The 21,077-nt window shown below is 75.5% G+C and carries 25 protein-coding genes; 19 read left to right on the forward strand and 6 right to left on the reverse strand.

Going from position 1 to position 21,077, the window contains the following annotated elements; genetic code table 11:
• Positions 1-100 precede the first annotated feature (100 nt).
• The 9 genes from trpB to ABD160_RS15665 all read left to right on the forward strand — a co-directional run bounded on the left by trpB (position 101) and on the right by ABD160_RS15665 (position 9,320).
• Positions 101-1,381 carry a tryptophan synthase subunit beta gene (gene trpB, locus ABD160_RS15625; RefSeq protein WP_344022999.1) on the forward strand — a complete coding sequence of 427 codons (1,281 nt, stop codon included), beginning with the start codon at positions 101-103 and terminating at the stop codon, positions 1,379-1,381.
• Positions 1,378-2,181, forward strand: coding sequence for a tryptophan synthase subunit alpha (trpA, locus tag ABD160_RS15630; protein WP_344023001.1), 804 nt, complete (start codon positions 1,378-1,380; stop codon positions 2,179-2,181). Before trpB ends, trpA begins: the two co-directional genes overlap by 4 nt.
• 485 nt (positions 2,182-2,666) lie before the next feature.
• Positions 2,667-4,049 (forward strand): ferredoxin reductase family protein, encoded by a 1,383-nt coding sequence (locus tag ABD160_RS15635; RefSeq protein ID WP_344023003.1) that lies wholly within the window; start codon positions 2,667-2,669, stop codon positions 4,047-4,049.
• 19 nt (positions 4,050-4,068) lie between these two features.
• Positions 4,069-5,589 (forward strand): DUF4142 domain-containing protein, encoded by a 1,521-nt coding sequence (locus ABD160_RS15640; RefSeq protein WP_344023005.1) that lies wholly within the window; start codon positions 4,069-4,071, stop codon positions 5,587-5,589.
• Complete coding sequence (locus tag ABD160_RS15645) at positions 5,586-6,557, forward strand: hypothetical protein (RefSeq protein WP_344023007.1); 972 nt, start codon at positions 5,586-5,588, stop codon at positions 6,555-6,557. The genes ABD160_RS15640 and ABD160_RS15645 overlap by 4 nt, the downstream gene beginning before the upstream one ends.
• Before the next feature lies 1 nt (position 6,558).
• Entirely contained in the window at positions 6,559-7,089 is a 531-nt protein-coding gene (locus ABD160_RS15650; RefSeq protein WP_344023009.1) for a hypothetical protein, read from the forward strand.
• Complete coding sequence (locus ABD160_RS15655) at positions 7,089-8,312, forward strand: DUF6529 family protein (RefSeq protein ID WP_344023010.1); 1,224 nt, start codon at positions 7,089-7,091, stop codon at positions 8,310-8,312. Before ABD160_RS15650 ends, ABD160_RS15655 begins: the two co-directional genes overlap by 1 nt.
• A gap of 43 nt (positions 8,313-8,355) precedes the next feature.
• Positions 8,356-8,829 carry a Rieske (2Fe-2S) protein gene (locus ABD160_RS15660; protein ID WP_344023012.1) on the forward strand — a complete coding sequence of 158 codons (474 nt, stop codon included), beginning with the start codon at positions 8,356-8,358 and terminating at the stop codon, positions 8,827-8,829.
• A gap of 341 nt (positions 8,830-9,170) precedes the next feature.
• On the forward strand, positions 9,171-9,320 hold the full coding sequence (locus tag ABD160_RS15665; RefSeq protein ID WP_344023014.1) for a hypothetical protein: 150 nt from the start codon (positions 9,171-9,173) through the stop codon (positions 9,318-9,320).
• A gap of 15 nt (positions 9,321-9,335) precedes the next feature.
• On the opposite strand, the gene ABD160_RS15670 is transcribed toward ABD160_RS15665, so the two are convergent.
• From ABD160_RS15670 to ABD160_RS15685, 4 genes are read right to left on the reverse strand one after another with little or no spacing between them, the layout of a single operon-like run.
• Complete coding sequence (locus tag ABD160_RS15670) at positions 9,336-10,304, reverse strand: XdhC family protein (protein WP_344023016.1); 969 nt, start codon at positions 10,302-10,304, stop codon at positions 9,336-9,338.
• Positions 10,305-10,309: 5 nt separating this feature from the next.
• Positions 10,310-12,688, reverse strand: a complete 2,379-nt coding sequence (locus ABD160_RS15675) for an aerobic carbon-monoxide dehydrogenase large subunit (protein WP_344023018.1) — start codon at positions 12,686-12,688, stop codon at positions 10,310-10,312.
• A complete protein-coding gene (locus ABD160_RS15680) occupies positions 12,673-13,179 on the reverse strand; it encodes a (2Fe-2S)-binding protein (protein ID WP_344023020.1) in 507 nt (168 codons plus the stop codon). Before ABD160_RS15680 ends, ABD160_RS15675 begins: the two co-directional genes overlap by 16 nt.
• A 7-nt stretch (positions 13,180-13,186) precedes the next feature.
• The gene (locus ABD160_RS15685; protein ID WP_344023022.1) at positions 13,187-14,068 is read right to left on the reverse strand and encodes an FAD binding domain-containing protein; all 882 of its coding nucleotides are present in this window, start codon (positions 14,066-14,068) and stop codon (positions 13,187-13,189) included.
• A 137-nt stretch (positions 14,069-14,205) separates the two neighbouring features.
• Between ABD160_RS15685 and ABD160_RS15690 the strand changes: the two genes are divergently transcribed.
• Genes ABD160_RS15690 through ABD160_RS15735 form a run of 10 tightly spaced genes read left to right on the forward strand, consistent with a single transcriptional unit; the run spans position 14,206 to position 20,269 of the window.
• Positions 14,206-14,478, forward strand: a complete 273-nt coding sequence (locus tag ABD160_RS15690) for a hypothetical protein (RefSeq protein WP_344023024.1) — start codon at positions 14,206-14,208, stop codon at positions 14,476-14,478.
• Between the two features lie 5 nt (positions 14,479-14,483).
• Entirely contained in the window at positions 14,484-15,356 is an 873-nt protein-coding gene (locus tag ABD160_RS15695; protein WP_344023026.1) for an FAD binding domain-containing protein, read from the forward strand.
• Positions 15,356-15,871 carry a (2Fe-2S)-binding protein gene (locus ABD160_RS15700; RefSeq protein WP_344023028.1) on the forward strand — a complete coding sequence of 172 codons (516 nt, stop codon included), beginning with the start codon at positions 15,356-15,358 and terminating at the stop codon, positions 15,869-15,871. The genes ABD160_RS15695 and ABD160_RS15700 overlap by 1 nt, the downstream gene beginning before the upstream one ends.
• A gap of 13 nt (positions 15,872-15,884) precedes the next feature.
• Positions 15,885-18,269 carry an aerobic carbon-monoxide dehydrogenase large subunit gene (locus ABD160_RS15705; RefSeq protein WP_344023030.1) on the forward strand — a complete coding sequence of 795 codons (2,385 nt, stop codon included), beginning with the start codon at positions 15,885-15,887 and terminating at the stop codon, positions 18,267-18,269.
• A 3-nt stretch (positions 18,270-18,272) separates the two neighbouring features.
• Entirely contained in the window at positions 18,273-18,860 is a 588-nt protein-coding gene (locus tag ABD160_RS15710) for an SRPBCC family protein (RefSeq protein WP_344023032.1), read from the forward strand.
• 10 nt (positions 18,861-18,870) lie between these two features.
• A complete protein-coding gene (locus tag ABD160_RS15715) occupies positions 18,871-19,152 on the forward strand; it encodes a hypothetical protein (protein WP_344023034.1) in 282 nt (93 codons plus the stop codon).
• Positions 19,152-19,379 (forward strand): hypothetical protein, encoded by a 228-nt coding sequence (locus ABD160_RS15720; protein ID WP_344023036.1) that lies wholly within the window; start codon positions 19,152-19,154, stop codon positions 19,377-19,379. The genes ABD160_RS15715 and ABD160_RS15720 overlap by 1 nt, the downstream gene beginning before the upstream one ends.
• Entirely contained in the window at positions 19,376-19,615 is a 240-nt protein-coding gene (locus ABD160_RS15725) for a hypothetical protein (RefSeq protein ID WP_344023038.1), read from the forward strand. The genes ABD160_RS15720 and ABD160_RS15725 overlap by 4 nt, the downstream gene beginning before the upstream one ends.
• Before the next feature lies 1 nt (position 19,616).
• Positions 19,617-19,916, forward strand: coding sequence for a hypothetical protein (locus ABD160_RS15730; RefSeq protein ID WP_344023040.1), 300 nt, complete (start codon positions 19,617-19,619; stop codon positions 19,914-19,916).
• Positions 19,916-20,269 carry a hypothetical protein gene (locus ABD160_RS15735; protein ID WP_344023042.1) on the forward strand — a complete coding sequence of 118 codons (354 nt, stop codon included), beginning with the start codon at positions 19,916-19,918 and terminating at the stop codon, positions 20,267-20,269. The genes ABD160_RS15730 and ABD160_RS15735 overlap by 1 nt, the downstream gene beginning before the upstream one ends.
• Positions 20,270-20,303: 34 nt before the next feature.
• On the opposite strand, the gene ABD160_RS15740 is transcribed toward ABD160_RS15735, so the two are convergent.
• Both ABD160_RS15740 and ABD160_RS15745 read right to left on the reverse strand, forming a co-directional pair.
• Entirely contained in the window at positions 20,304-20,768 is a 465-nt protein-coding gene (locus ABD160_RS15740) for a hypothetical protein (protein ID WP_344023044.1), read from the reverse strand.
• The gene (locus ABD160_RS15745) at positions 20,765-21,058 is read right to left on the reverse strand and encodes a hypothetical protein (protein ID WP_344023046.1); all 294 of its coding nucleotides are present in this window, start codon (positions 21,056-21,058) and stop codon (positions 20,765-20,767) included. The genes ABD160_RS15740 and ABD160_RS15745 overlap by 4 nt, the downstream gene beginning before the upstream one ends.
• Positions 21,059-21,077: the final 19 nt, after the last annotated feature.

Below are 21,077 nucleotides of genomic sequence, written 5' to 3' on the forward strand. Positions count from 1 at the left end.
GCGGTGTACCGTCGGGTTGCACCCGATCGGACCGGGGTCCGTCACCGACGTGCGGCGCCCGGCGATCGCGGGTTTCCGCAGATCCGTCAGGGAGTGACTCGTGACCGACACCGCCCGCCCCCCGGCCGGGGGCCCGGCGCGGCTGGTCGACCAGACCGGCCCGTACTTCGGCCGCTTCGGCGGCCGCTACGTCCCGGAGGCGCTGGTCGCCGCCCTGGACGAGCTGGAGCAGGCCTACCACGCGGCGATGACCGACGAGGCCTTCCAGGCCGAGCTCGCCGAGCTGCACCGGACGTACTCCGGCCGGCCGAGCCTGCTCACCGAGGCGCCCCGGTTCGCCCGGCACGCCGGCGGCGCGCGGATCCTGCTCAAGCGCGAGGACCTGAACCACACCGGCTCGCACAAGATCAACAACGTGCTGGGCCAGGCGCTGCTCACCAAGCGGATGGGCAAGAGCCGGGTGATCGCCGAGACCGGCGCGGGCCAGCACGGCGTCGCCTCCGCGACCGCGGCCGCGCTGCTCGGCCTGGACTGCGTCGTCTACATGGGCGAGGTCGACACCGAGCGGCAGGCGCTGAACGTCGCCCGGATGCGGATGCTCGGCGCCGAGGTCCGGCCGGTCGCCTCCGGCACGCGCACCCTCAAGGACGCGATGAACGAGGCGATGCGCGACTGGGTCACCAACGTGGCCGACACGCACTACCTGATCGGCTCGGTCGCCGGGCCGCACCCGTTCCCGGCGATGGTCCGCGACTTCCAGCGGATCATCGGCGTCGAGGCGCGCGAGCAGGTCCAGGCCCTGACCGGGCGGCTGCCCGACGTGGTGTGCGCCTGCGTCGGCGGCGGCTCCAACGCGATGGGCATCTTCCACGCCTTCCTCGACGACGCCGGAGTCGAGCTGGTCGGCTTCGAGGCGGGCGGCGACGGCATCGACACCCCGCGGCACGCGTCGTCCATCGGCGGCGGCGACGTCGGGGTGCTGCACGGCTCCCGCAGCTTCATCCTGCAGGACGAGGACGGCCAGACCCGCGACTCGCACTCCATCTCGGCCGGCCTGGACTACCCGGGCGTCGGGCCCGAGCACTCCTGGCTGCACGACATGCGCCGTGCCCGCTACGAGTCGGTGACCGACGCCGAGGCGATGGAGGCCTTCCGGCTGCTCTGCCGCACCGAGGGCATCATCCCGGCGATCGAGAGCGCGCACGCGCTGGCCGGGGCGCTGCGCGAGGGCCGCAGGCTCGGCGAGGGCGCGATCGTCCTGGTCAACCTGTCCGGCCGCGGCGACAAGGACGTCGACACCGCCGCCACGTACTTCCAGCTGATCGACGACGAGGGCCGGGCCGTCACCGACGAGACGGTGGCCGACGGGGAGGTCCGATGACCGGCGTGCGGAGCGTTGCCGAGCGGATCGGCGAGATCCGCGGCCAGGGCCGGGCGGCGCTGATCGGCTACCTGCCGGTCGGCTACCCGGACGTCGCCGGATCCGTCGAGGCGATGCGGGCGATGGTCGAGGGCGGGGTGGACGTCGTCGAGGTCGGCCTGCCGTACTCCGATCCGCTGATGGACGGCCCGGTCATCCAGCGGGCCACCCAGCAGGCCCTGGACAACGGTGCCCGCAGCCGGGACGCGTTCACCGCCGTCCGCGGGGTGGTCGAGGCCGGCGCACCGGCCGTCGTCATGACGTACTGGAACCTGATCGACCGCTACGGCATCGAGCGGTTCTCCGCCGAGCTGGCCGCGGCGGGCGGCTCCGGGCTGATCACCCCGGACCTGCTGCCCGACGACGCCCAGGAGTGGCTGGACGCGTCCGACCGGCACGGTCTGGACCGGATCTTCCTGGTCGCCCAGACGACGACGCCGGAGCGGATGGCGCTCACCGCCCGGGCCAGCCGCGGGTTCCTCTACGCGGCGTCGCTGATGGGCGTGACCGGCGTCCGGTCGGTCGGCGCCGAGGCTCGCGACCTGGTGACCCGGGTCCGCGAGGTCGCGACCCTGCCGGTCTGCGTCGGGCTGGGCGTGCGCACCGCCGAGCAGGCGGCCGACATCGCCGGGTACGCCGACGGCGTCATCGTCGGGACGGCGTTCGTCGAGGCACTCGGGAAGGGCGGGCCGTCCGCGGTGCGCGAGCTCGCCGCCGAGCTCGCCGAGGGCGTCCGTTCGGCTACCCCGGCGCCCGCCTGACGCACGGTCCGGCGGGCCGGCCGTCGCCGCGGGGGCGGCCCGCCGGGTGTCCGGTGCGGCTCGGCGGGGGACAGGACGCCCACCGTCGGTGAACGGCCACGCCTGAGAGTGACGGCTCCATCCGGACGGACAGCACTACTCCGGGCGGCCTGATCGCATGCCGTTCGCCGGACGGCGCCGCCCGGACGGCGGTGACGCCTCTCAGGAACGCAACCTCGGCGCCGCACACTTCCTATGTTCGACGCTGCCGGTCGGCGGCCCGCTCCCCCCCCCCCCCCAGAGCCGCCCCGGTGGCCGGGAACCCCCGCCCGGCCCGCTCCCCGAACCGGAAGTGACCCGATGAACCACCCAGGTCCTCTGCTGCCCGGACGTGTTCCCGACGTCCGCGCGACCGTAGCGGGTCGATCCCCGCGTGTCGCGCAGCCCCGCCCACGCACCGCCCGCCGGGCTCCCGCCACGACCGCCGGGCCCGTGCCCGGCACGCCGTGAGCCGGCCCGGCTCGCACCAGGTCACCGCACCCGTCCGGCGCGACGATCCCGCCGACGCCTGGCTGGCGCACCGCCGCGCCCGCCTGATCTGGGGATCGGTGCTGGTCACGGCCCTCGTCGGGCCGTCGGTGATCTGGATGCTCCGCTCCGGTCCGCAGCCGCTGCTGCACCAGATGTCGGTGCTCACCGGGCTGCTCGCGCTGTCCGCGCTGGTCGTCGTCGCGGTGCTGCCCTCCCGGGTGCGCGGCCTGTCCGGCGCGCTCGGGCTGGAGACGCTGCTCGGCCTGCACCGCAGGCTCGGCATCCTGGCCGGTGCGCTCGTCGCGCTGCACCTGGCGTGCGTGGTCGCCGACCACCCGGAACGGGTCTGGCTGCTCGTCCCGATGTCGGCGCCGGCCCGCGGGCAGGCCGCCACGATCGGGACCGTCGCGATCGCGGTGCTGCTGCTCTTCGCCGTGCGCGGGGTCCGTTCCGGCACCCACGAGGTGTGGCGGTGGGTGCACCTGAGCCTGGCCGCGCTGGTCGTCGGGGCGTCGTCGCTGCACGTGCTGTGGCTGAACAACCTGGTGACCGACGCCGTGATGGGCCCGGTGCTCGGCATCCTCGGCCTGCTCCTGGTCGGGGTGCTCCTGGTGCGCTGGGGGATGCGGGCGGTCGGTGACGCCGGCGAGTTCCGGGTGCACGTCGTGCGGCCGGAGAGCGCGACCGTGTCGACGCTGGTCCTGCAGCGCCGCGGACGGCACTCCGGGCCCTGGTTCCGGCCCGGGCAGTTCGCCTGGCTCCGGCTCGAGCGGATGTCGGTCGAGGAGCACCCGTTCACGATCGCCTCGTCCGCGGTGGACGGCGGCCGGATCGAGTTCACCGTCCGGCACACCGGTGACTTCGCCTCCCGGCTGCGCGAGCTGCGCCGCGGCGATCCGGTGTGGGTGGACGGTCCGTACGGTTCGTTCACCCCGGACGCCGTGCCCTCGACCGGGTTCGTCCTGATCGCCGGCGGGGTCGGGATCACCCCGATGATGAGCATGCTGCGCACCGCGGCGGATCGCGGTGACCGGCGCCCGTACCGGCTCGTCGTGCACGCCCGCGACCGCGCCGACCTGCTGTTCCGGGCCGAGCTCGCGCACCTGCGGACCCTGCTCGACCTGCAGGTCACCGAGGTGCTGCGGCGCCCGTCGCGGGACTGGGCCGGCGCCACCGGACCGATCGACACCGCACTGCTGTCCGCGGTGCTGACCGATCTGGACGGGGCCGGCGGATCGCGCAGGCACGACTACTTCATCTGCGGCCGTCCGCAGCTGGTGTCCGACGTGCTGGACACCCTGCACTCGCTCGGCGTCCCGGAGGACCGGGTGCACACCGAGCAGTTCGCCCAGGTCTGAGAAACACGAGGAGAAGCTGATGTCCCGCCGGATCCCCGGCCCGCTCCGCTGGTCGATCCTGGTCGCGCTGGCCGGTGTCGTCGTCGTCGCGGTGGCCCAGTCGTGGGTCGCCGCCGCACCGTTCGCCGCCGTCCAGGGCTGGACCCAGACCCAGTGGGGCCCGCTCGGCCCCGCCGACCGCGACCTGCTGGAGAAGGTCCGCCTCGCCGGCCTGTGGGAGGCCCCCACCGGGCAGCAGGGCGAGCAGCAGGCCAGCTCGCCGGCCGTCCGCGAGGTCGCCCGCAAGCTCGGCGTGGAGCACCACGACCTGGACGCCGAGGTCCGCACCGTCGCCGAGCAGCTCGGCGTGCAGCTCCCCAGCCGCCCGAACGACCAGCAGATCGCCTGGATGAACGACCTGACGGCGCGCACCGGCACCGACTACGACCGCCAGTTCGTGCAGATCCTGCGGGCCGCGCACGGCAGCGTGCTGCCGGCGATCACCGAGGTCCGGGTCGGCACCCGCAACGAGCTGATGCGCCAGTTCGCGATCGAGGCCGACACCTACGTCACCCGGCACCTCGGCTACCTGGAGTCGACCGGCCTGGTCGACTACGACGCGCTGCCCGCGCCGCCGCTCCCGGACAGCGTCCGCACCCCGTCCGACCTGGTCGTCCCGGGTCTCGTGGTGGGGGTGGCGCTGCTCGCCGCCGGTGGTCTGCTGATGACGCTCTACCGCCGGGGCCGCCCGGCCGGGGCGTCCGCGCTGGCCGAGGTGTCCCGGCTGCTCCCGGCCGGCGGGGCGATCCCGCGGCCGCGCCGGGCCCGCGACGACGGCGCCGCACCCGCGCGGGCCGCGCTCGCGGTCGGCCCGCCCGACCCGTGGGACGAGCTCGCCCGGGCACCGCAGGTGCGCCCGCGGACCGGCGGGGCGCACGCCGCGCCGGGCGAGGACACCGTCGCCGACCTGCTCGCCCCGGACGGGTACCGGTCCGGCCGGTCGGCCGGGGACCGCCACGAGCCGGACGGGTTCGCCCCGGAGCCGTACGCGCCGGCCGGCCTCGGACCGGACGACGTCGCGCGGGACGGCCGGTCACCCGCCGGCTACCCATCGGACGGCCACCCACTCGACGGCCACCCACTCGACGGCTACCCGGCCGACGGCTTCGCGCCGGACGGCTTCGCGCCCGACGGCTTCGCACCGGACGGTTACCCACCGGACGGCTATCCGGCCGACGGCTTCGCGCCCGACGGCTTCGCGCCCGACGGCTTCCCGCCCGACGGCACTGCGCCCGCCCGTTTCGCGCCCGACGGCACTGCGCCCGACCGTTTCGCGCCGGACCCGTACGCGCCGGACGGCCTCGATCCCGATCCGCCCGGTCCCCTCGACCCGGACCCGGCCGGCCACGACCCGCTCGGCGGCGTGTCCGGCGCACATCCACTCGAACCCGACCAGGACGCCCACCCGTCCGGCGAACGTGAGCACGCGTACCGCCGTCGCGGGTCCCGATCCACCGGCTCGCACCGCGACCGGACCGCCCCGAGGAGTCGTCACCGATGAGCCCGTCCACCACCAACCGCCGCCGAACGGCCGCGGCCGCCGCCTTCGTCGCCTGCCTGCTCGTCGCCGGGCCCGCCGCCTACGCGGCGGGTGCCGCGACCGCCGACCGGGACGGCCCGGCCGCGGAGAACATCGCCGAGTCCCTCTCCGGGACCGGGCTCACCGGCTCCGGGCCGCGCTCCGGCTCGAAGTCCGGCGGGCACGACCACGGGACGTCGTCCTCCGGGCAGGACCCGGACGGCACCGGCTCGGGCACCGACGGTGCCGACGGTGCTGATGGATCCGGCGGTGCTGATGGCGCCGATGGTGCCGATGGTTCCGGCGGCTCGGGCCAGGACCCGGCCCCGGAGGGCCAGGACGACGGCAACGGCCAGGACGACGAGGCCGGCAACAACGACGGCCCCGACCAGGATGCCGCGGCCGCGCTGGAGATCCTCGCCTCCGACTGCTCCGCCAGCCGGCTCACCGCGCACAACGGCTTCCAGGAGGCCCCGCGCTGCGTGTCGACCGCGTTCGGTGAGGTCGCCGACGCCGAGCGCAGCCCGTCGCTGCTGATCACCGAGGCGCCGGACCGGGTCGCCCCGGGCGAGCCGTTCTCGCTCACCGTCAGCACCCGCAACCTGGTCCGCGACCGGTTCCTCGCCGCGGCGCAGGGCGGCTACTACGTCGAGTCGTCGCTGCTCGACGGCGAGGGCCTGCAGCGCGGCCACTTCCACACCGCCTGCCGGATCCTGGCCGACCCGGCCGAGGCCCCGGACTCCGCCCCGGCCCCGCTGTTCTTCGAGGCCACCGAGGACGGCGGCGGCGGCACCACCCCGGACAGCGTCACCATCGAGGTCCCGGGCGTCGACCAGGCCGGCGAGCTGCAGTGCTCGTCCTGGGCCGGCGACGGCTCGCACCGCACACCGATGATGCAGCGCGCCAACCAGACCCCCGCGTTCGACTCGGTCCGGATCGAGGTGGGCTGACATGCGGATCACCGGACCGCTGCTGACGCTGGCCGCGGTGGCCGCCGTCGGTGCCGGGGTGGCGACCGCGAACGTCGTGCTGACCGCCCAGCCCGCCCAGCCCGCGGAACCGGCCGCCGTCGAACAGGCCACCGGTGCGCTCGCGCTCGGCTCGCCGCTGCCCGAGGCCGCACCGGCCGGGCCCGTCCTCTACTCGGGATGGTCGGCCGACCGCGAGGTCAGCGTGGACATCACCGTCGAGGACGGCCTGGCCAGGGCCTACGTCTGCGACGACGCGAGCGTCGAGTCGTGGACGCGGGGCCCGGTCGCCCAGGACGGCCCCACCCGGCTGACCGCCGACGACGGCAGCTGGGTCGAGTACACCGTGCAGGACGGCACCGCCACCGGCACCGCCTCGACCGGCGGCCGGACCTGGGAGTTCACCGCGCCGACCGCCCCGGCAGGCACCGAACCGCCGGCCGGGGCACCCGCAGCCCCGGCCGCCCCCGCGGCCCCGGAGGCCGGCGGCGGCTACGGCGGGGGCGGGTACTGATGGGCCGCGGCGCGCGGCACGCCGACCACGAGACCACCGATCCGTTCGGCTTCGCGCCGATCGTCCCGAACCCGCGGACCCCGGAGGACAGCGGCGGCTCCGCCCCGGTCGATCCCGCCCCGCGGGAGTGGCTCGAACCGGTGCCGCCGCCGCGCCGCCGCCGGGCCCGCCGCCCGCGGCCCCGCGCCGCGCGGCCCGATCCCGCCCGCGACGACCGGTGGTCCCCCGGCCCGCCGGGCGACGCCGACCGCCGGGCGGGCACCGCCGGGCGGCGGCGGGCGAACGCCCCGGGGGAGCTCTTCGAGCCCTACGGCCGGAGCGCACCACCGGGATACCCGGCCGACGACCGCGCCGACCCGCGGAGCCGGACCGGGGAGCAGGAACCGGTCGGGGACCCGCCGCGCCGCCCGGCGCGGGACGCCGGAGCCGTCGCGCCCGGCCGCCCGCCCCGGGACGCCGGCCACGAGAGGTCCCCGGCCGGGTCCGGTTCCCGGCGGCGCACCGGCGCCGCCGGGGGCCACCGCGGACCCGGCCGGCCGGAGCCCGGCCCCGCTGCGACCGGGCTCGCCGAACGCCCCGCCGGCCCGGCCACCGCGGCGGACACAGCGGCGGCCCCCGCGACGGCCACAGCGGCGGCCCCCGCGACGGACACAGGGACGGACACAGCGACGGACACCGCGGTGGAGCAGCGCGGGCCGGCCGGCCCGTCGCTGCGCGCCGTGATCCTGCCGGTCGTGATCGGGTCGCTGGTCGCGGTGGCGCTCGGCGTGTGGGCCCGCCAGCACGAGGGGACCGGGGTCGCGGTGAACCTCGCCGGGTTCTCCAGCGGCGCCGCCGCCAAGGCGTGGCTCGGCTCCGCGGCGCTGCTGCTGGCGATCCTGCAGGGCGTCACCGGCCGGATGCTGCGCCGCGGCTACGCCGATCCGTCGGTCGCGACGGTGCACCGGTGGTCCGGCCGGATCGCGGTGCTGGTGACCGTCCCGGTCGCCGCGCAGTGCCTGTACGCGTTCGGCTGGTCCGGGGCGACACCGTCGGTGCTGCTGCACTCGGTGCTGGGCTGCGTGTTCTACGGCGCGTTCGTCACCAAGATGCTGCTGCTGCACCGGCGCGGCGTGCCCGGCTGGGCACTCGCGGTGGCGGGCGGCGTGCTGCTCGCCGTCCTCGCCGGGGTGTGGCTCACCTCCGCGCTGTGGTTCTTCACCGGCCAGGGCCTCGTGTTCTGAGCCCGCCCGGCCCCGAATCCCGATCCGCACCAGGAGGCCCCGCATGTCCCCGATCACCCGCCGCAGGCTGCTCGCCGGCGTGGGCACCGCCGCCGCGGCGTGCTGCGCCGCGGGCTGCTCGACCTACGGCACACCCCGGGCCGCGGCACCCGCCGGGACCGGCGCCGCCCCGGAACCGGCCGCCCCGGTCCCGTCCGCCGAACCGCAGGCCGCCGCCGAGCAGGGCGCCGAGCAGGGCCTGGCCGCGGCGTCCGACATCCCGGTCGGCGGCGGCCGGGTGTTCGCCGAGGACGGCGTCGTCGTCACCCAGCCGCAGGCCGGGACGTTCGCCGCGTTCGACGCGACCTGCCCGCACGCCGGCTGCCTGGTCGACCAGGTGACCGCGACCGGCATCAGCTGCCCCTGCCACGGCAGCGTCTTCGACATCGACGGCGGCGCCCCGCTGGAGGGCCCGGCCGGCGCGCCGCTGGCGGCCCGCCCGGTCCGCGTCGAGAACGACCGGATCGTGCTGGCATGAGCGGGCCACCGGCCGTGAACGGCGATGCGGCGTCCGGCCGGTACCGGTGCGCCGACGAGCCGAACGCCTACCCGCCCGCCGTCCCGCCGGACCCGCTCGGCGGAGTGCACTCTCAGGAAGCGAACCCACCCCGGTACGACCTCGTAACGTCCTGCCCCGTCGGTGCCGCGACCCGCTCCCCGCACGGGGTCGCGGCGGACACCGGCGCCGCCGTCCGGCGTTGCTCCCCGCCGCCGGACATCCCCCGGCAGGCGTCGTGGTCCCCGGTCGTGGCTCCGAACCCCCGCCGTGCCCGGGCCCTCGACCCCGGGCACGGCGGGACCTCGACCCCCGGAGGAACCGTGCCCGCAACCCCGGCCGACCCCGAGCCCGCGGGCCCCGGCCCGATCGGCACCGCGGATCCCGGCCCGGCCCCGGAGCGCGGCCACGACGGCGCCGCCGACCACGGCGAGCGCTGGATCGACCGGCTCGGCTGGGAGGAGGTCGCCTGATCCGGGCGGCCGGCCTCAGCCGTCCGCCGTCCCGGCCAGGAAGGCCCGCCGGCAGCCGTCGCAGCAGAACCAGTGCACGGTCCCGCCGTGCTCGGCGGACGGCGTCGGTGCGGCCGCGGTGACCGTCATGCCGCACACCGGATCGACCGCCGCCGCCGGCCCCGCCGGCCCTGCCTGCGCCGCCGGCCCGGCGAGCGCCACCGGCCCGGCGAGCGCTGCCGACCCGGCCGGGACCGCGGCGGGCGCGGCGGGCGGTGCGCCGGACCGGCCGGCCAGCAGCTCGGCGAACACCGACAGCGCGATCTCCGGGGCGGTCCGCGCCCCGAGGTCCAGACCGGCCGGCCCGTGCAACCGGGCCACGTCCGGCTCGGCGACACCGGCGGCGACCAGGTCGGCGCGGACGGCGTCGGCCCGGCGCCGGCTCGCGACGACGGCGACGTACGGGACGCCGGCCGCCAGCGCCGCGCGCAGCACCGGGATCTCGTCGCGGCCGTGCGAGGCGACGACCACCCCGGCCGTGTCCGGCGCGACCGGCTGCTCCGGCGCCGGCCAGGCGGTCACCTCGAACTCCAGGCTGCGGCCGACCCGGGCCAGCGCCCTGGCCACCGGCGAGTCGCCGACGACGGTGACCATCGTCGGCGGGACGATCGACTCCAGGAAGATCTCCAGGGTCCCGCCGGACAGGCACGGGTTGCCGACGGTGCGCAGCCCCTCGACCGGGTCGCCGCCGTCGTCGCCGTCCGGGGTGATCCGCAGCAGCCCGGACTCGCCGGCCCGCAGCAGCCGCAGACCCTCCGACCGGACGGTCGACTCGGCACAGGAACCGCCGACGAAACCGTCGATCGTGCCGTCGGCGAGCACCACCGCCCGGTCGCCGGGCTTCGCGCTGGTCGGGCGCTCGGCACGGACCACGGTGGCGAGCACGAACGGGGTCCGGTGCGCGCGCAGGTCGCTGACCCTGGCCAGCATCTCGCCGCTGGTCACCGGGCTCACCGGATCGCCAGGTCGGGGCGCAGCGGGCGGCCCTGCACGGCCCGCCACACCTGGGCCGGGGTCAGCGGCATGTCGGCGTGCCGGACACCGATGGCGTCCAGCACGGCGTTGACGACGGCCGCCGGTGACCCGACGGTGGCGGACTCACCGACGCCCTTGGCGCCGATCGGATGGTGCGGTGACGGTGTCACGGTCTCTCCCAGTTCCCAGGACGGGCACTCCATCGAGGTGGGCAGCAGGTAGTCCATGAACGACGCGGCGAGATGGTTCCCGTCCGGGTCGAAGGTGATCAGCTCCATCAGCGCCATCCCGATCCCGTCGGCCAGGCCGCGGTGCACCTGGCCGGCCACGATCATCGGGTTGATCCGCACCCCGCAGTCGTCGACGGCGACGAACCGGCGCACCCGGACCTCCCCGGTCACCGGGTCCACCTCCACCACGCACAGGTAGGCGCCGCACGGGAACGTCAGGTTCGGCGGGTTGTACACGCAGGACGCGTCCAGCTGGCCCTCGACGTCGTCCGGCAGCTCCCGGCCGGAGTACGCGGCGGCGGCGATCTCGGTGAGCGAGACCCCCACCGTCGGGTTCCCGCGCACCTGCCAGCGGCCCGGCACCCACTCCAGGTCGGCCGGGTCGATCTCCAGGATCGCCCCGGCCACCAGGCGGGCCCGTTCCCGCACCCGCCGGGCCGCGACCACGGTCGCGGCACCGGAGACCGCGGTGGACCGCGAGCCGTAGGTGCCCAGCCCGAACGGCGTCCGGTCGGTGTCGCCCTGCACGACCTGCACCCGGTCCGCCGGGATGCCCAGCTCGTGCCCGATCAGCTGGGCGAACGTCGTCTCGTGCCCCTGGCCCTGGCTCATGCAGGACACGGCGAGCACCGCGTCGCCGGACGGGTGCACCCGCAGGTCGGCGCCGTCGGCCATGCCCAGGCCCATGATGTCCATCGTGCGGCGCGGCCCGGCCCCGACCGCCTCGGTGAAGAAGCTCAGGCCGATCCCGAGCAGCCGCCCGCGGCCGGTGCGCTCGTACCCGGCGCGCAGGGCGGCCTGCTCGGCGCGCAGCTCGTCGTAGCCGGCGATCTCCAGCGCGAGGCCCAGCGTCGCCGGGTAGTCGCCGGAGTCGTACTCCCAGCCGGTCGGCGTCGGGTGCGGGAACTGCTCGGGGCGCAGCAGGTTCGCCATCCGCAGCCGGGCCGGATCGAGACCGAGATCGTGCGCGAGCACGTCGACCAGGCGTTCCACCAGGTAGGACGCCTCGGTGATGCGGAACGAGCAGGCGTAGGCGACCCCGCCGGGTGCCTTGTTCGTGTGCACCCCGGTGACCCGGCAGTGCGCCGCCCGCAGGTCGTAGGAGCCGGTGAAGACGCCGAAGAAGCCGGCCGGGAACGCCGACGGCTGCGACGTCGCGTTGAACGCGCCGTGATCGGCGAGCACCTGCACCCGGACGGCGAGGATCCGGCCGTCGCGGGTCGCCGCGATCTCGCCGCGCATGTGGTAGTCGCGGGCGAACGACGACGCCATCAGGTTCTCCGAGCGGTCCTCGGTCCACTTCACCGGGCGTCCGGTCACGGTGGAGGCGACGACCGCGCACAGGTAGCCCGGGTACATCGCGACCTTGTTCCCGAAGCCGCCGCCGATGTCCGGTGCGACCACCCGGATCCGGTGCTCGGGCACCCCGGCGATCCGCGAGTAGAGCACCCGGTGGGTGTGCGGCGCCTGGGTGGTGGCGTGCACGGTGAGCCGGCCCTCGACCGGGTCGGCGTCGGCGACGATCCCGCAGGTCTCCAGCGGCGCCGGGTGCACCCGCGGGTACACCAGGTCGCAGGCCGACACGTGCTCGGCGGCGGCGAACTCCGCGTCGGTGGCGGCGGCGTCGCCGCTCTCCCAGTCGAACACGTGGTTGTCGGTGCGCCCCGGCTGCTCGTCGCGGACCAGCGGCGCGCCGGGACCGAGCGCGGTCCGGGCGTCGACGACGGCGGGCAGCGGCTCGTACTCGACCTCGATCAGGGCGAGCGCGTCGCGCGCCGCGTACCGGTCCTCGGCGGCCACGAACGCCACCTCCTGGCCCTGGAAGTGCACCTTCCCGCAGGCCAGCACCGCGGCCACGTCGTGCGACGCGGTCGGCATCCAGGCCATGTCCCGGGCGGCCAGGTCCGCCCCGGTGAGCACCACCCGGACCTTCGGGTGCGACTCGGCCGCGCTGGTGTCGACCGAGACGATCCGGGCGTGCGCGTGCGGGCTGCGCAGGATCGCGCCGTGCAGCATCCCGGGCAGCGCGATGTCGTCGACGAACCGGCCCCGGCCGCGGACCAGCCGCACGTCCTCCTTGCGCCGCAGCGGACCGAACCCGGCCGGCGTCACGACGCGGCCCAACCGGCCCGGCCGTCCTGTTCGGCCTGTTCGGCCTGTTCGCACCCGGCGGCGTGCCGGACCGAGCGGACGATGTTCTCGTAGCCGGTGCACCGGCACACCTGCCCGCTGATCGCCTCCCGGATCTCCTGCTCGGTCGGGTCCGGGACCCGGTCGAGCAGCCACCGGGCCGTCATCAGGATCCCGGGCGTGCAGAAGCCGCACTGCAGCCCGTGGCACTCGATGAACGACCGCTGCACCTGGTCCAGGCCGCCCGGGCCCTCCAGGCCCTCGACGGTGCGCACCCGGTGCCCGTCGGCCATCACGGCGAGCACCGTGCACGACTTCACCGGCACCTCGTCCAGCCACACCGTGCACGCCCCGCAGTTCGACGTGTCGCACCCCCAGTGGGTGCCGGTCAGGCCGAGCTCGTCGCGCAGCAGGTGCACCAGCAGCAGCCGCGCCTCGACCTCGTGCACCCGCTCGGCGGAGTTCACGCTGACCCTGATCTGCACGGCCGGCTCACCGGTCCGCGGCGCGGGCGGCCGCCGCGGTGAGGGCCCGGGCGGTCAGCTCGCCCGCCAGGTGCAGCTTGTAGTCCACCGGGCCGCGCTGGTCGGCCACCGGCCGGCAGGCCCGGGCCGCGATCCGGCCCGCCTCGGCGAACGTCTCCGGATCCGGGGTGCGCCCGAGCAGGTACTCCTCGGCGTCCGGGGCGCCGAAGCCGGGCGCCCCGACCGCGGTCAGCCCCAGGCCGGCCGCGCTCACCCGGCCGTCGCGCAGGCTCAGCACGGCCCCGGCGGCGGCGACCGCCCAGTCGCCGGCCCGGCGGTCGACCTTGAGGTAGCTGCTGCCGCTGCCCGCCCGGACCGGCACCCGCAGCTCGACGAGCACCTCGGCCGGGCCGACCGCGGTCTCGTACGGGCCGCGGAAGAACTCCCGCACCGGCACCGTGCGCTCGCCGTCGGCGCCGCGGATCACCGCGACCGCGCGCAGCGCGGTGAAGGCGCCGGACAGGTCCTCGGACGGGTCGGCCTGGCAGATCGACCCGCCGACGGTCCCGCGGTTGCGCACGATCGGGTCGGCGATCACCCGCTCGGCGTCGTGCAGCATCGCCGCGTGCTCGCCGACCGGCGCGGAGTCCAGCAGCTCGGCGTGCCGGGTGAGCGCACCGATCCGCAGCTCCGGGCCGTCCGGCCCGTTCTGCAGCCGGACCCCGGACAGCTCGCTCAGCTCGTTGATGTCGACCAGCAGCTCGGGCTGGGCGAGCCGGAGCTTCATCATCGGGATCAGGCTGTGCCCGCCGGCGACCACCCGCGCCTCCGGACCGAAGCGGGCCAGCAACGCGACGGCGTCGTCGACGTCGGTGGCCCGTCGGTACTCGAAGTGGGCGGGGACCTGCATCGCGCCATCGTGTCCCCGGCCACACCGGCGGGCAAGTGACCTTAAGCCTTCGCTTAAGAGCCGGATGTGCTCTGGGCCACGTCGGGGCAGAGTGCCGCTGATCATGACGCACGCGCGCCGGAAGGGCGGGACCGACGATGACGACGGAACCCGATGACAGGAGCCACCGCAACCCCCGGATGGCCGAGCTGTTCGGCGCGCCGCCGGGCTCCCCGGACCCCGCCGCGAGCCCGACCGTCTTCGCGTTCCCCGCGGTGGTCGAGTTCATGAAGGTGGCGGGCCAGCCGGTGGCCGGCCCGTGGCCACCGCACCAGCACCCCCGTCCCGATCCGGAGGACGACGCCGGGCCGGTGGCGATCCCCGAACCACCGGATCCGGTACCGGCCCGGCGCGCCGGGCACGAGGAGTAGACGCCGTGTACCCACCACGATTCCGCTACGAGGCGCCCCGGACCCTGGACGAGGCGCTCGCGCTGCTCGCCGGCGATCCGGACGCGAAGGTCCTCGCCGGCGGGCAGAGCCTGATCCCGCTGCTCAAGCTGCGGTTCGCCCAGCCTGCGCTGCTCGTCGACATCAACGGCCTGCCCGGGCTGCGCCACCACCGGGAGACCGCGGACGGCGCGCTGGAGATCGGCGCGCTGTGCCGGCACGTCGACCTGGAGCGCTCCGAGCTGCTCCCCGGCGGGCACCCCACGCTGGCCGCCTGCGCGCCGCTGGTCGCCGATCCCGTGGTGCGCACCCGCGGCACGCTCGTCGGCTCGCTGTGCCACGCCGACCCGCAGGGCGACTGGGCCGCCGCGATGATCGCCCTCGGCGGCGAGGTCGTCGCCCGCAGCGTCCGCGGCGAGCGCCGGATCCCGGTCGGCGAGTTCGCGACCGGGCCGTTCCAGAACGCGCTCGAGCACGACGAGATCGCCGTCGCCGCCCGGGTCCCCGCGGCCCGCGACACCCGGCACGGCGCGTTCCTGAAGCTGGAGCGCCGGGTCGGCGACTTCGCCACCGCGGGGCTCGCGGTCGCGCTGGAGATCGCCGCCGACGGCCGGGTCACCCGGGCCGGGCTCGCGCTCACCGGGGTCGGCGCCACCACCCTGGCCGCGACCGGGGCGGCCGACGCGCTGGTCGGCACCCGGCTGGAGCCCGAGGCGATCGAGCGGGCCGCCGAGCTCGCCGCGGGCACCGCCCGCCCGCGCAGCGACCACCGCGGCAGCGCCGGGTACAAGCGGCAGGTCGTCGCGACCTTCACCCGGCGCGCACTGGCCGGGTTCGCCACCGCGGGGGTGGCCGCCTGATGAGCGTTCCGACCACGAAGGAGGACGGCGTGGAACAGCGCCGGATCACGGTGTCGGTCAACGGCGAACCGCGCTCGGCGGAGGTCGAGCCGCGGTTGCTGCTGGCCCACCTGCTGCGCCAGGGGCTCGGTCTGACCGGGACCCACATCGGTTGCGACACCACCAACTGCGGGGCGTGCACCGTCCTCTACGACGGCGAGCCGGTCAAGTCCTGCACGATGCTCGCCGTCCAGGCCGACGGGCACGAGGTGACCACCGTCGAGGGTCTGGGCACGCCCAGCGAGCTGGACCCGATCCAGGAGGGGTTCCGCGAGGAGCACGGCCTGCAGTGCGGGTTCTGCACCCCGGGCATGATGCTCGCCGCCACCGAGCTGCTGCGCCGCAACCCGGACCCGTCCGAGGAGGACGTCCGGTGGGCGCTGTCGGGCAACCTCTGCCGCTGCACCGGCTACCAGAACATCGTCAAGGCCGTGCTCTGGGCGGCCGCGAAGCAGCGCGCCGGCGCGACCGGCTGAGGGGACGACGACCATGACCGACACACTGGACGAGGTCAGGATCGGCGGGCTCGGCGCCAGCCGCAAGCGGGCCGAGGACGCCCGGTTCATCCGCGGCCGCGGCACCTACGTCGACGACGTGGTGCTTCCCGGCATGCTGCACATGGAGATCCTGCGCAGCCCGCTGGCGCACGCCCGGATCGTCAGCATCGACACCTCCGCCGCCTGGGCGGTCCCGGGGGTCCGGCTGGTGCTGACCGGGGAGATGGCGGCCCGGCGCAACCTGGCCTGGATGCCGACGCTGTCCTACGACACGCAGGCGGTGCTGGCCACCGACAAGGTCCGCTTCCAGGGCCAGGAGGTGGCCTGCGTGGTCGCCGACGACCCGTACATCGCGCGGGACGCGGTGGAGGCGATCGTCGTCGAGTACGAGGCGCTGCCACCGGTGGTCAACCCGAAGCAGGCGATGGAGCCCGGCGCCCCGGTGATCCGGGACGACAAGGAGGGCCAGACCGACAACCTGACCTACCGGTGGGACGTCGGCGACGCCGCGGCCACCGAGCGGGCCTTCGCCGAGGCGGACACGGTGTCCACGCTGTCGCTGCACTACCCGCGCAGCCATCCGTCGCCGCTGGAGCCGTGCGGCTCGATCGCCGACTTCGACGTGGCCACCGGCAAGCTCACGATCTACATGACCTCGCAGGCGCCGCACATCATCCGGTCCGCGGTGGCGCTGGTCGCCGAGCTGCCCGAGCACATGATCCGGGTGATCTCGCCCGACCTGGGCGGCGGGTTCGGCAACAAGGTGCCGGTCTATCCGGGGTACGTGTGCTCGATCCTCTGCTCGATCCTCACCGGGAAACCGGTCAAGTGGGTCGAGGACCGCTCGGGCAACCTCACCTCCACCGGGTTCGGCCGGGACATGTACCTCGACGGCGAGCTCGCGCTGCGCCGGGACGGCAAGATCCTCGGCGTCCGGATGCACGTGACCACCGACCAGGGCGCGTTCTTCGCCGACGCCCAGCCCAGCAAGTTCAAGGTGGGCCTGCTGCACTCGGCGTTCGCCTGCTACGACGTCCCGGTCGGGCACATCAGCGCGCACGGCGCCTACACCAACAAGGCCCCCGGCGGCGTCGCCTACCGGTGCTCGTTCCGGGTCACCGAGGCGATGTACTTCCAGGAACGGATGATCCAGGCCGCGGCCGACGACCTGGGCATGGACCAGGCCGAGTTCCGCCGGATCAACCTGCTGCCCGACGACGCCTTCCCGGCCAGGACGCCGTTCGGCTTCCTGGTCGACTCCGGCCAGTACGGGAAGTGCCTGCAGCTGGGCCTGGACGCGATCGGCTACCAGGACTTCGTCGCCGAGCAGGCCGCGGCCCGCGAGCGCGGCAGGCTGCTCGGCATCGGCATCTCGACGATGACCGAGCCGCTCGGGGCCGGCAACAGCCGCGAGTACGACATCCTCGGCATCAAGATGTTCGACTCCGCCGAGCTGCGGGTGCACCCGACCGGCAAGGCGATGCTCCGCACCGGCGCCCGCAGCCAGGGCCAGGGGCACGAGACGACGTGGGCGCAGATCGTCGCGCACGAGCTGGGACTGCCCGCCGACGACGTCGTCGTCGAGGAGGGCGACACCGACACCGCGCCGTACGGGATGGGGACCTACGCCTCGCGCTCCACCCCGGTGGCCGGGGCCGCGGTGTCGATGGTGTCCCGCAAGATCCGGGCGAAGGCGCGCAAGCTCGCCGCGCACCTGCTGGAGGTGTCCGAGGAGGACGTCGAGTGGGAGCTCGGCCGGTTCCACGTGCGCGGCGCGCCGGGCCGCGGGGTGACCATCCAGGAGTGCGCCGCCGCGGCGTACACGAACATGCCGGACGGGATGGAGCCCGGCCTGGAGGGCAACGCCTACTACGACCCGCCCAACCTGACCTGGCCGTTCGCCTGCTACATCGCCACGGTCGAGATCGACCCGGAGACCGGGGTGTGGGACGTGCTGCGGTTCGTCGCCGTCGACGACTGCGGCGTCCGGATCAACCCGATGATCGTCGAGGGACAGATCATGGGCGGACTGACCGAGGCGTACGCGATGGCCAGCATGCAGTTCCAGACCTACGACGGCGACGGCAACGTCGTCGGTGCGAACTTCATGGACTACCTGCTGCCCACCGCCTGGGAGACGCCGGGCTTCGAGCTGCACGAGGTCGTCACCCCGTGCCCGCACCACCCGATCGGCGCCAAGGGCGTCGGCGAGTGCGCGACGGTGGGCGGGCCGGCCGCGTTCGCCAACGCCGTGCTGAACGCGATCCGGCACACCGGGGTCCGCAACATCGACATGCCGCTGCTGCCCGACCGGGTCTGGGAGGCGCTGCGCACCGGGCAGGACTACTCCGGTACGCCGCCGGTGAAGGGGGACTGAGCCGTGCTGATCGAGAACAGGTTCACCGTGGCCGCCCCGGCCGACCGGGTCTGGGCGGAGCTGCAGGACCTGCCGGGGCTGGTGCCCTGCCTGCCCGGGGCCGAGCTCACCCGCGAGGTCGGCGACGACCGCTACGAGGGCAGGGTGGTGACCCGGCTCGGACCGGTCGCGCTGCGGTTCTCCGGGGTCGCCGAGCTCGTCGAGGCCGACGAGTCCGCGCGCCGGCTGGTGCTGCACGCGGCCGGCTCCGAGGACAAGGGCAAGGGCACCGCCGAGATGACGATGACGATGCGGCTGGCCGCCGGGTCCGGCGGGCGGACCGAGGTCACGGTCGCCCAGGACCTGCAGGTCTCCGGCGCGGCGGCCCAGTTCGGCCGCGGCATGATCGCCGACGTCTCCGGGGTGCTGCTGCGCGGCTTCGCCGACTGCGTCGAGGCGAAGATCAACGGCGCCGGGTCCGGCGGGACGGCCACCGCGGTCCGGGCGCGGCCGGCCGGCGCGCTGAGCATCGCCGTCTCGGCCGCGCTGATGGCGCTGCGCCGGGTCGTGCGCCGCTTCCTCGGGCCGAGCACCCGGCCCGGACACTCCTAGGAGGACGACGATGACTCTCTGGTGGATCGGGAACGCGATCCTGCTGCTGGTGGTGTTCCCGGTGGTCGTGGCGCTGCTCAACCGCGTGCTGGCCGCGGTGGAGCGGATCCGCTGGGCCGCCGACGACATCCTGGCCGACGGCGGGCGGCTGGCCGGACGGCTCGAACCCGTCCCTGGGCTGCTCGCCACCACCGACGCGACGGTGCGGCAGGTGGCCGTGGGGGCCACCCGCTACGCCGGCAGCGTCGCGACGCTCCTGCCGAGCGCCCCCGAACGAGGAGGGAACCCCTGATGCCCGCTGCCGCCTGGGCGACACTGATCATCGCGGCGCTGATCATCGCCGTCACCGGGATCGGCCTGCTCCGGGTCATCCTGCACCTGCGCCACGTGAGCCGGACCCTCGCCGACCTGACCGGCGGGGTCCGGGCGATCGCCACGTCCACCGCGACGGTCCCCGCGGTGGTCGGCTCGGTGAACGCGGAGCTCGCGCCGGTCCGCGACTTCTGCGAGTCGGTATGACCGGCTGGTACGTCGGGTTCGCCATCGGGATCGCGGTGGTCCTGGTGGTGGTCGCGCTGGTCGTCCCGATCCTGGTGCTGGCACACCGGATCGGGCGGCAGGCCCCGGCGATCGACGCCGCACTGCAGGAGGCCGAACGGAACACCCGGCCGCTGGCCGACCTGGCCACGACCGTCGAGCACGCCGACGTGATCACCGCCGGCCTGCGCCGCGGCCGCGGCCGGCTGGGAGGGTGAGATGGGTCCGGAGGAGATCACCGCGTGGTGGATCGCGGTCGTCGCGGGCTTCGTGGTCGTGCTCGCGGTCGCGGCGCTGCTCAGCCTGCTGGTGTGGTTCGTGAAGATCATCGACCGGCGGGTCGCCGGGATCCGGGACACGCTGCTCGCGATCACCGCCAACACGGCCTCGACGACGCTGATCCCGCAGACCGGTGACGCGGTCGACCGGGTGCTCGCCGAGGGTCTGGAACACCACCTGTTCCTGGGCCGCGTCCCGCCGGACCGGTCCGCCACGACGACGAACGGAGGCGGTCGGTGATGACCCTGCTCGTGGTGCTGTCGGTGCTCGCGGTCGTCGCACTGATCGCCGGTCTCGCGTTCTACCTGGCCTGGGTCGGCACCCTGCTGACCCGGGTCGCGACCACCCTGGAGGAGTGCTCGGAGGCGGTCCGCCGGATCGACGCCGACGCCGCACGGATCGGGCCGGGGCTCGACCACGTCAACCGCTCGGCCGGGACGGTCGCCGGCGCGCTCCCGCTGCTCTACGGGTTCGCCGAGGAGATCGTCCGCGGCGCGACCCCGGTGCCGCAGCGCCCGGCGGTCGCCGTGCCGGCGTCCGGCCGGCGCCGGTCCCGGCTCACCGAGGCCGTGGGGTACCGCCCGGCCGGGTGAGAGCCGGGCCGGGGGCACCGGCCCCGGGCCGGGGTCACCCCGGCCCGGGCGCCGCGTCGGCGTCCCCGGCCGGGCTCCCGAGCCGGGGCGGGGGGAGCGGCGCGGTGGACGGTGCGTCGGAGTACCCGCCGATCCACTCGGCCCGCCAGGACGGGTCGAACCGCTCGGTGTTGCAGCGCGGCTCGTACAGCCCGATCAGCTCCTCGGCGATCGCCCTGCGGTGCCCCGGCCCGCCGCCGGGCACCTCCAGCGTCGCGATGTGCAGCGCCCACTTCGATCCGGCCCGCTGCACCCAGCACGGGCTGCGCCGGTGCCGGAACGGCAGCCCCTCCGCGCTCAGGTCCTCGCTGTGCCCGACCCAGGTCACCGCGAACCGTTCGCGCTGCGGATCCGGCCGGTAGAGGATCGCGTACACCGCGGGGACCGGCGGCGGGGTCCAGCCGCCGAGCAGCCGGGGCCCGGAGAAGGCGTACCCGGCCAGCGAGCCGAGCCTGATCACCGGAGCGGATCCGGGTCCGCCGGGTCCGGCAGCGCGTCGTCCTCCTCGCTGACCGCCTCGACCCCGACGACCGGGAAGGCGGGCAGCCCGGCCCGTTCCACGACGTCGGCGAACACCTCCCGGCCCCGCCGGACCGCGTCCTGCTCGCCGTCGGCGGTGACCACGATCTGCGCGCCGTAGCCCGGGGTGCCGATACCGCTGGCCACGCCCCGGTGCACCGCGACGGCATCGGCCAGCCGCAGCACCTCGTCGTGGGGGATCGGCCGATCACCCCGGGTCCGGATGCTCACGCTCCAGTGCACGTCCCGG

Source organism: Pseudonocardia kongjuensis, from assembly GCF_039526905.1.
Taxonomy (GTDB): Bacteria; Actinomycetota; Actinomycetes; order Mycobacteriales; family Pseudonocardiaceae; genus Pseudonocardia; species Pseudonocardia kongjuensis.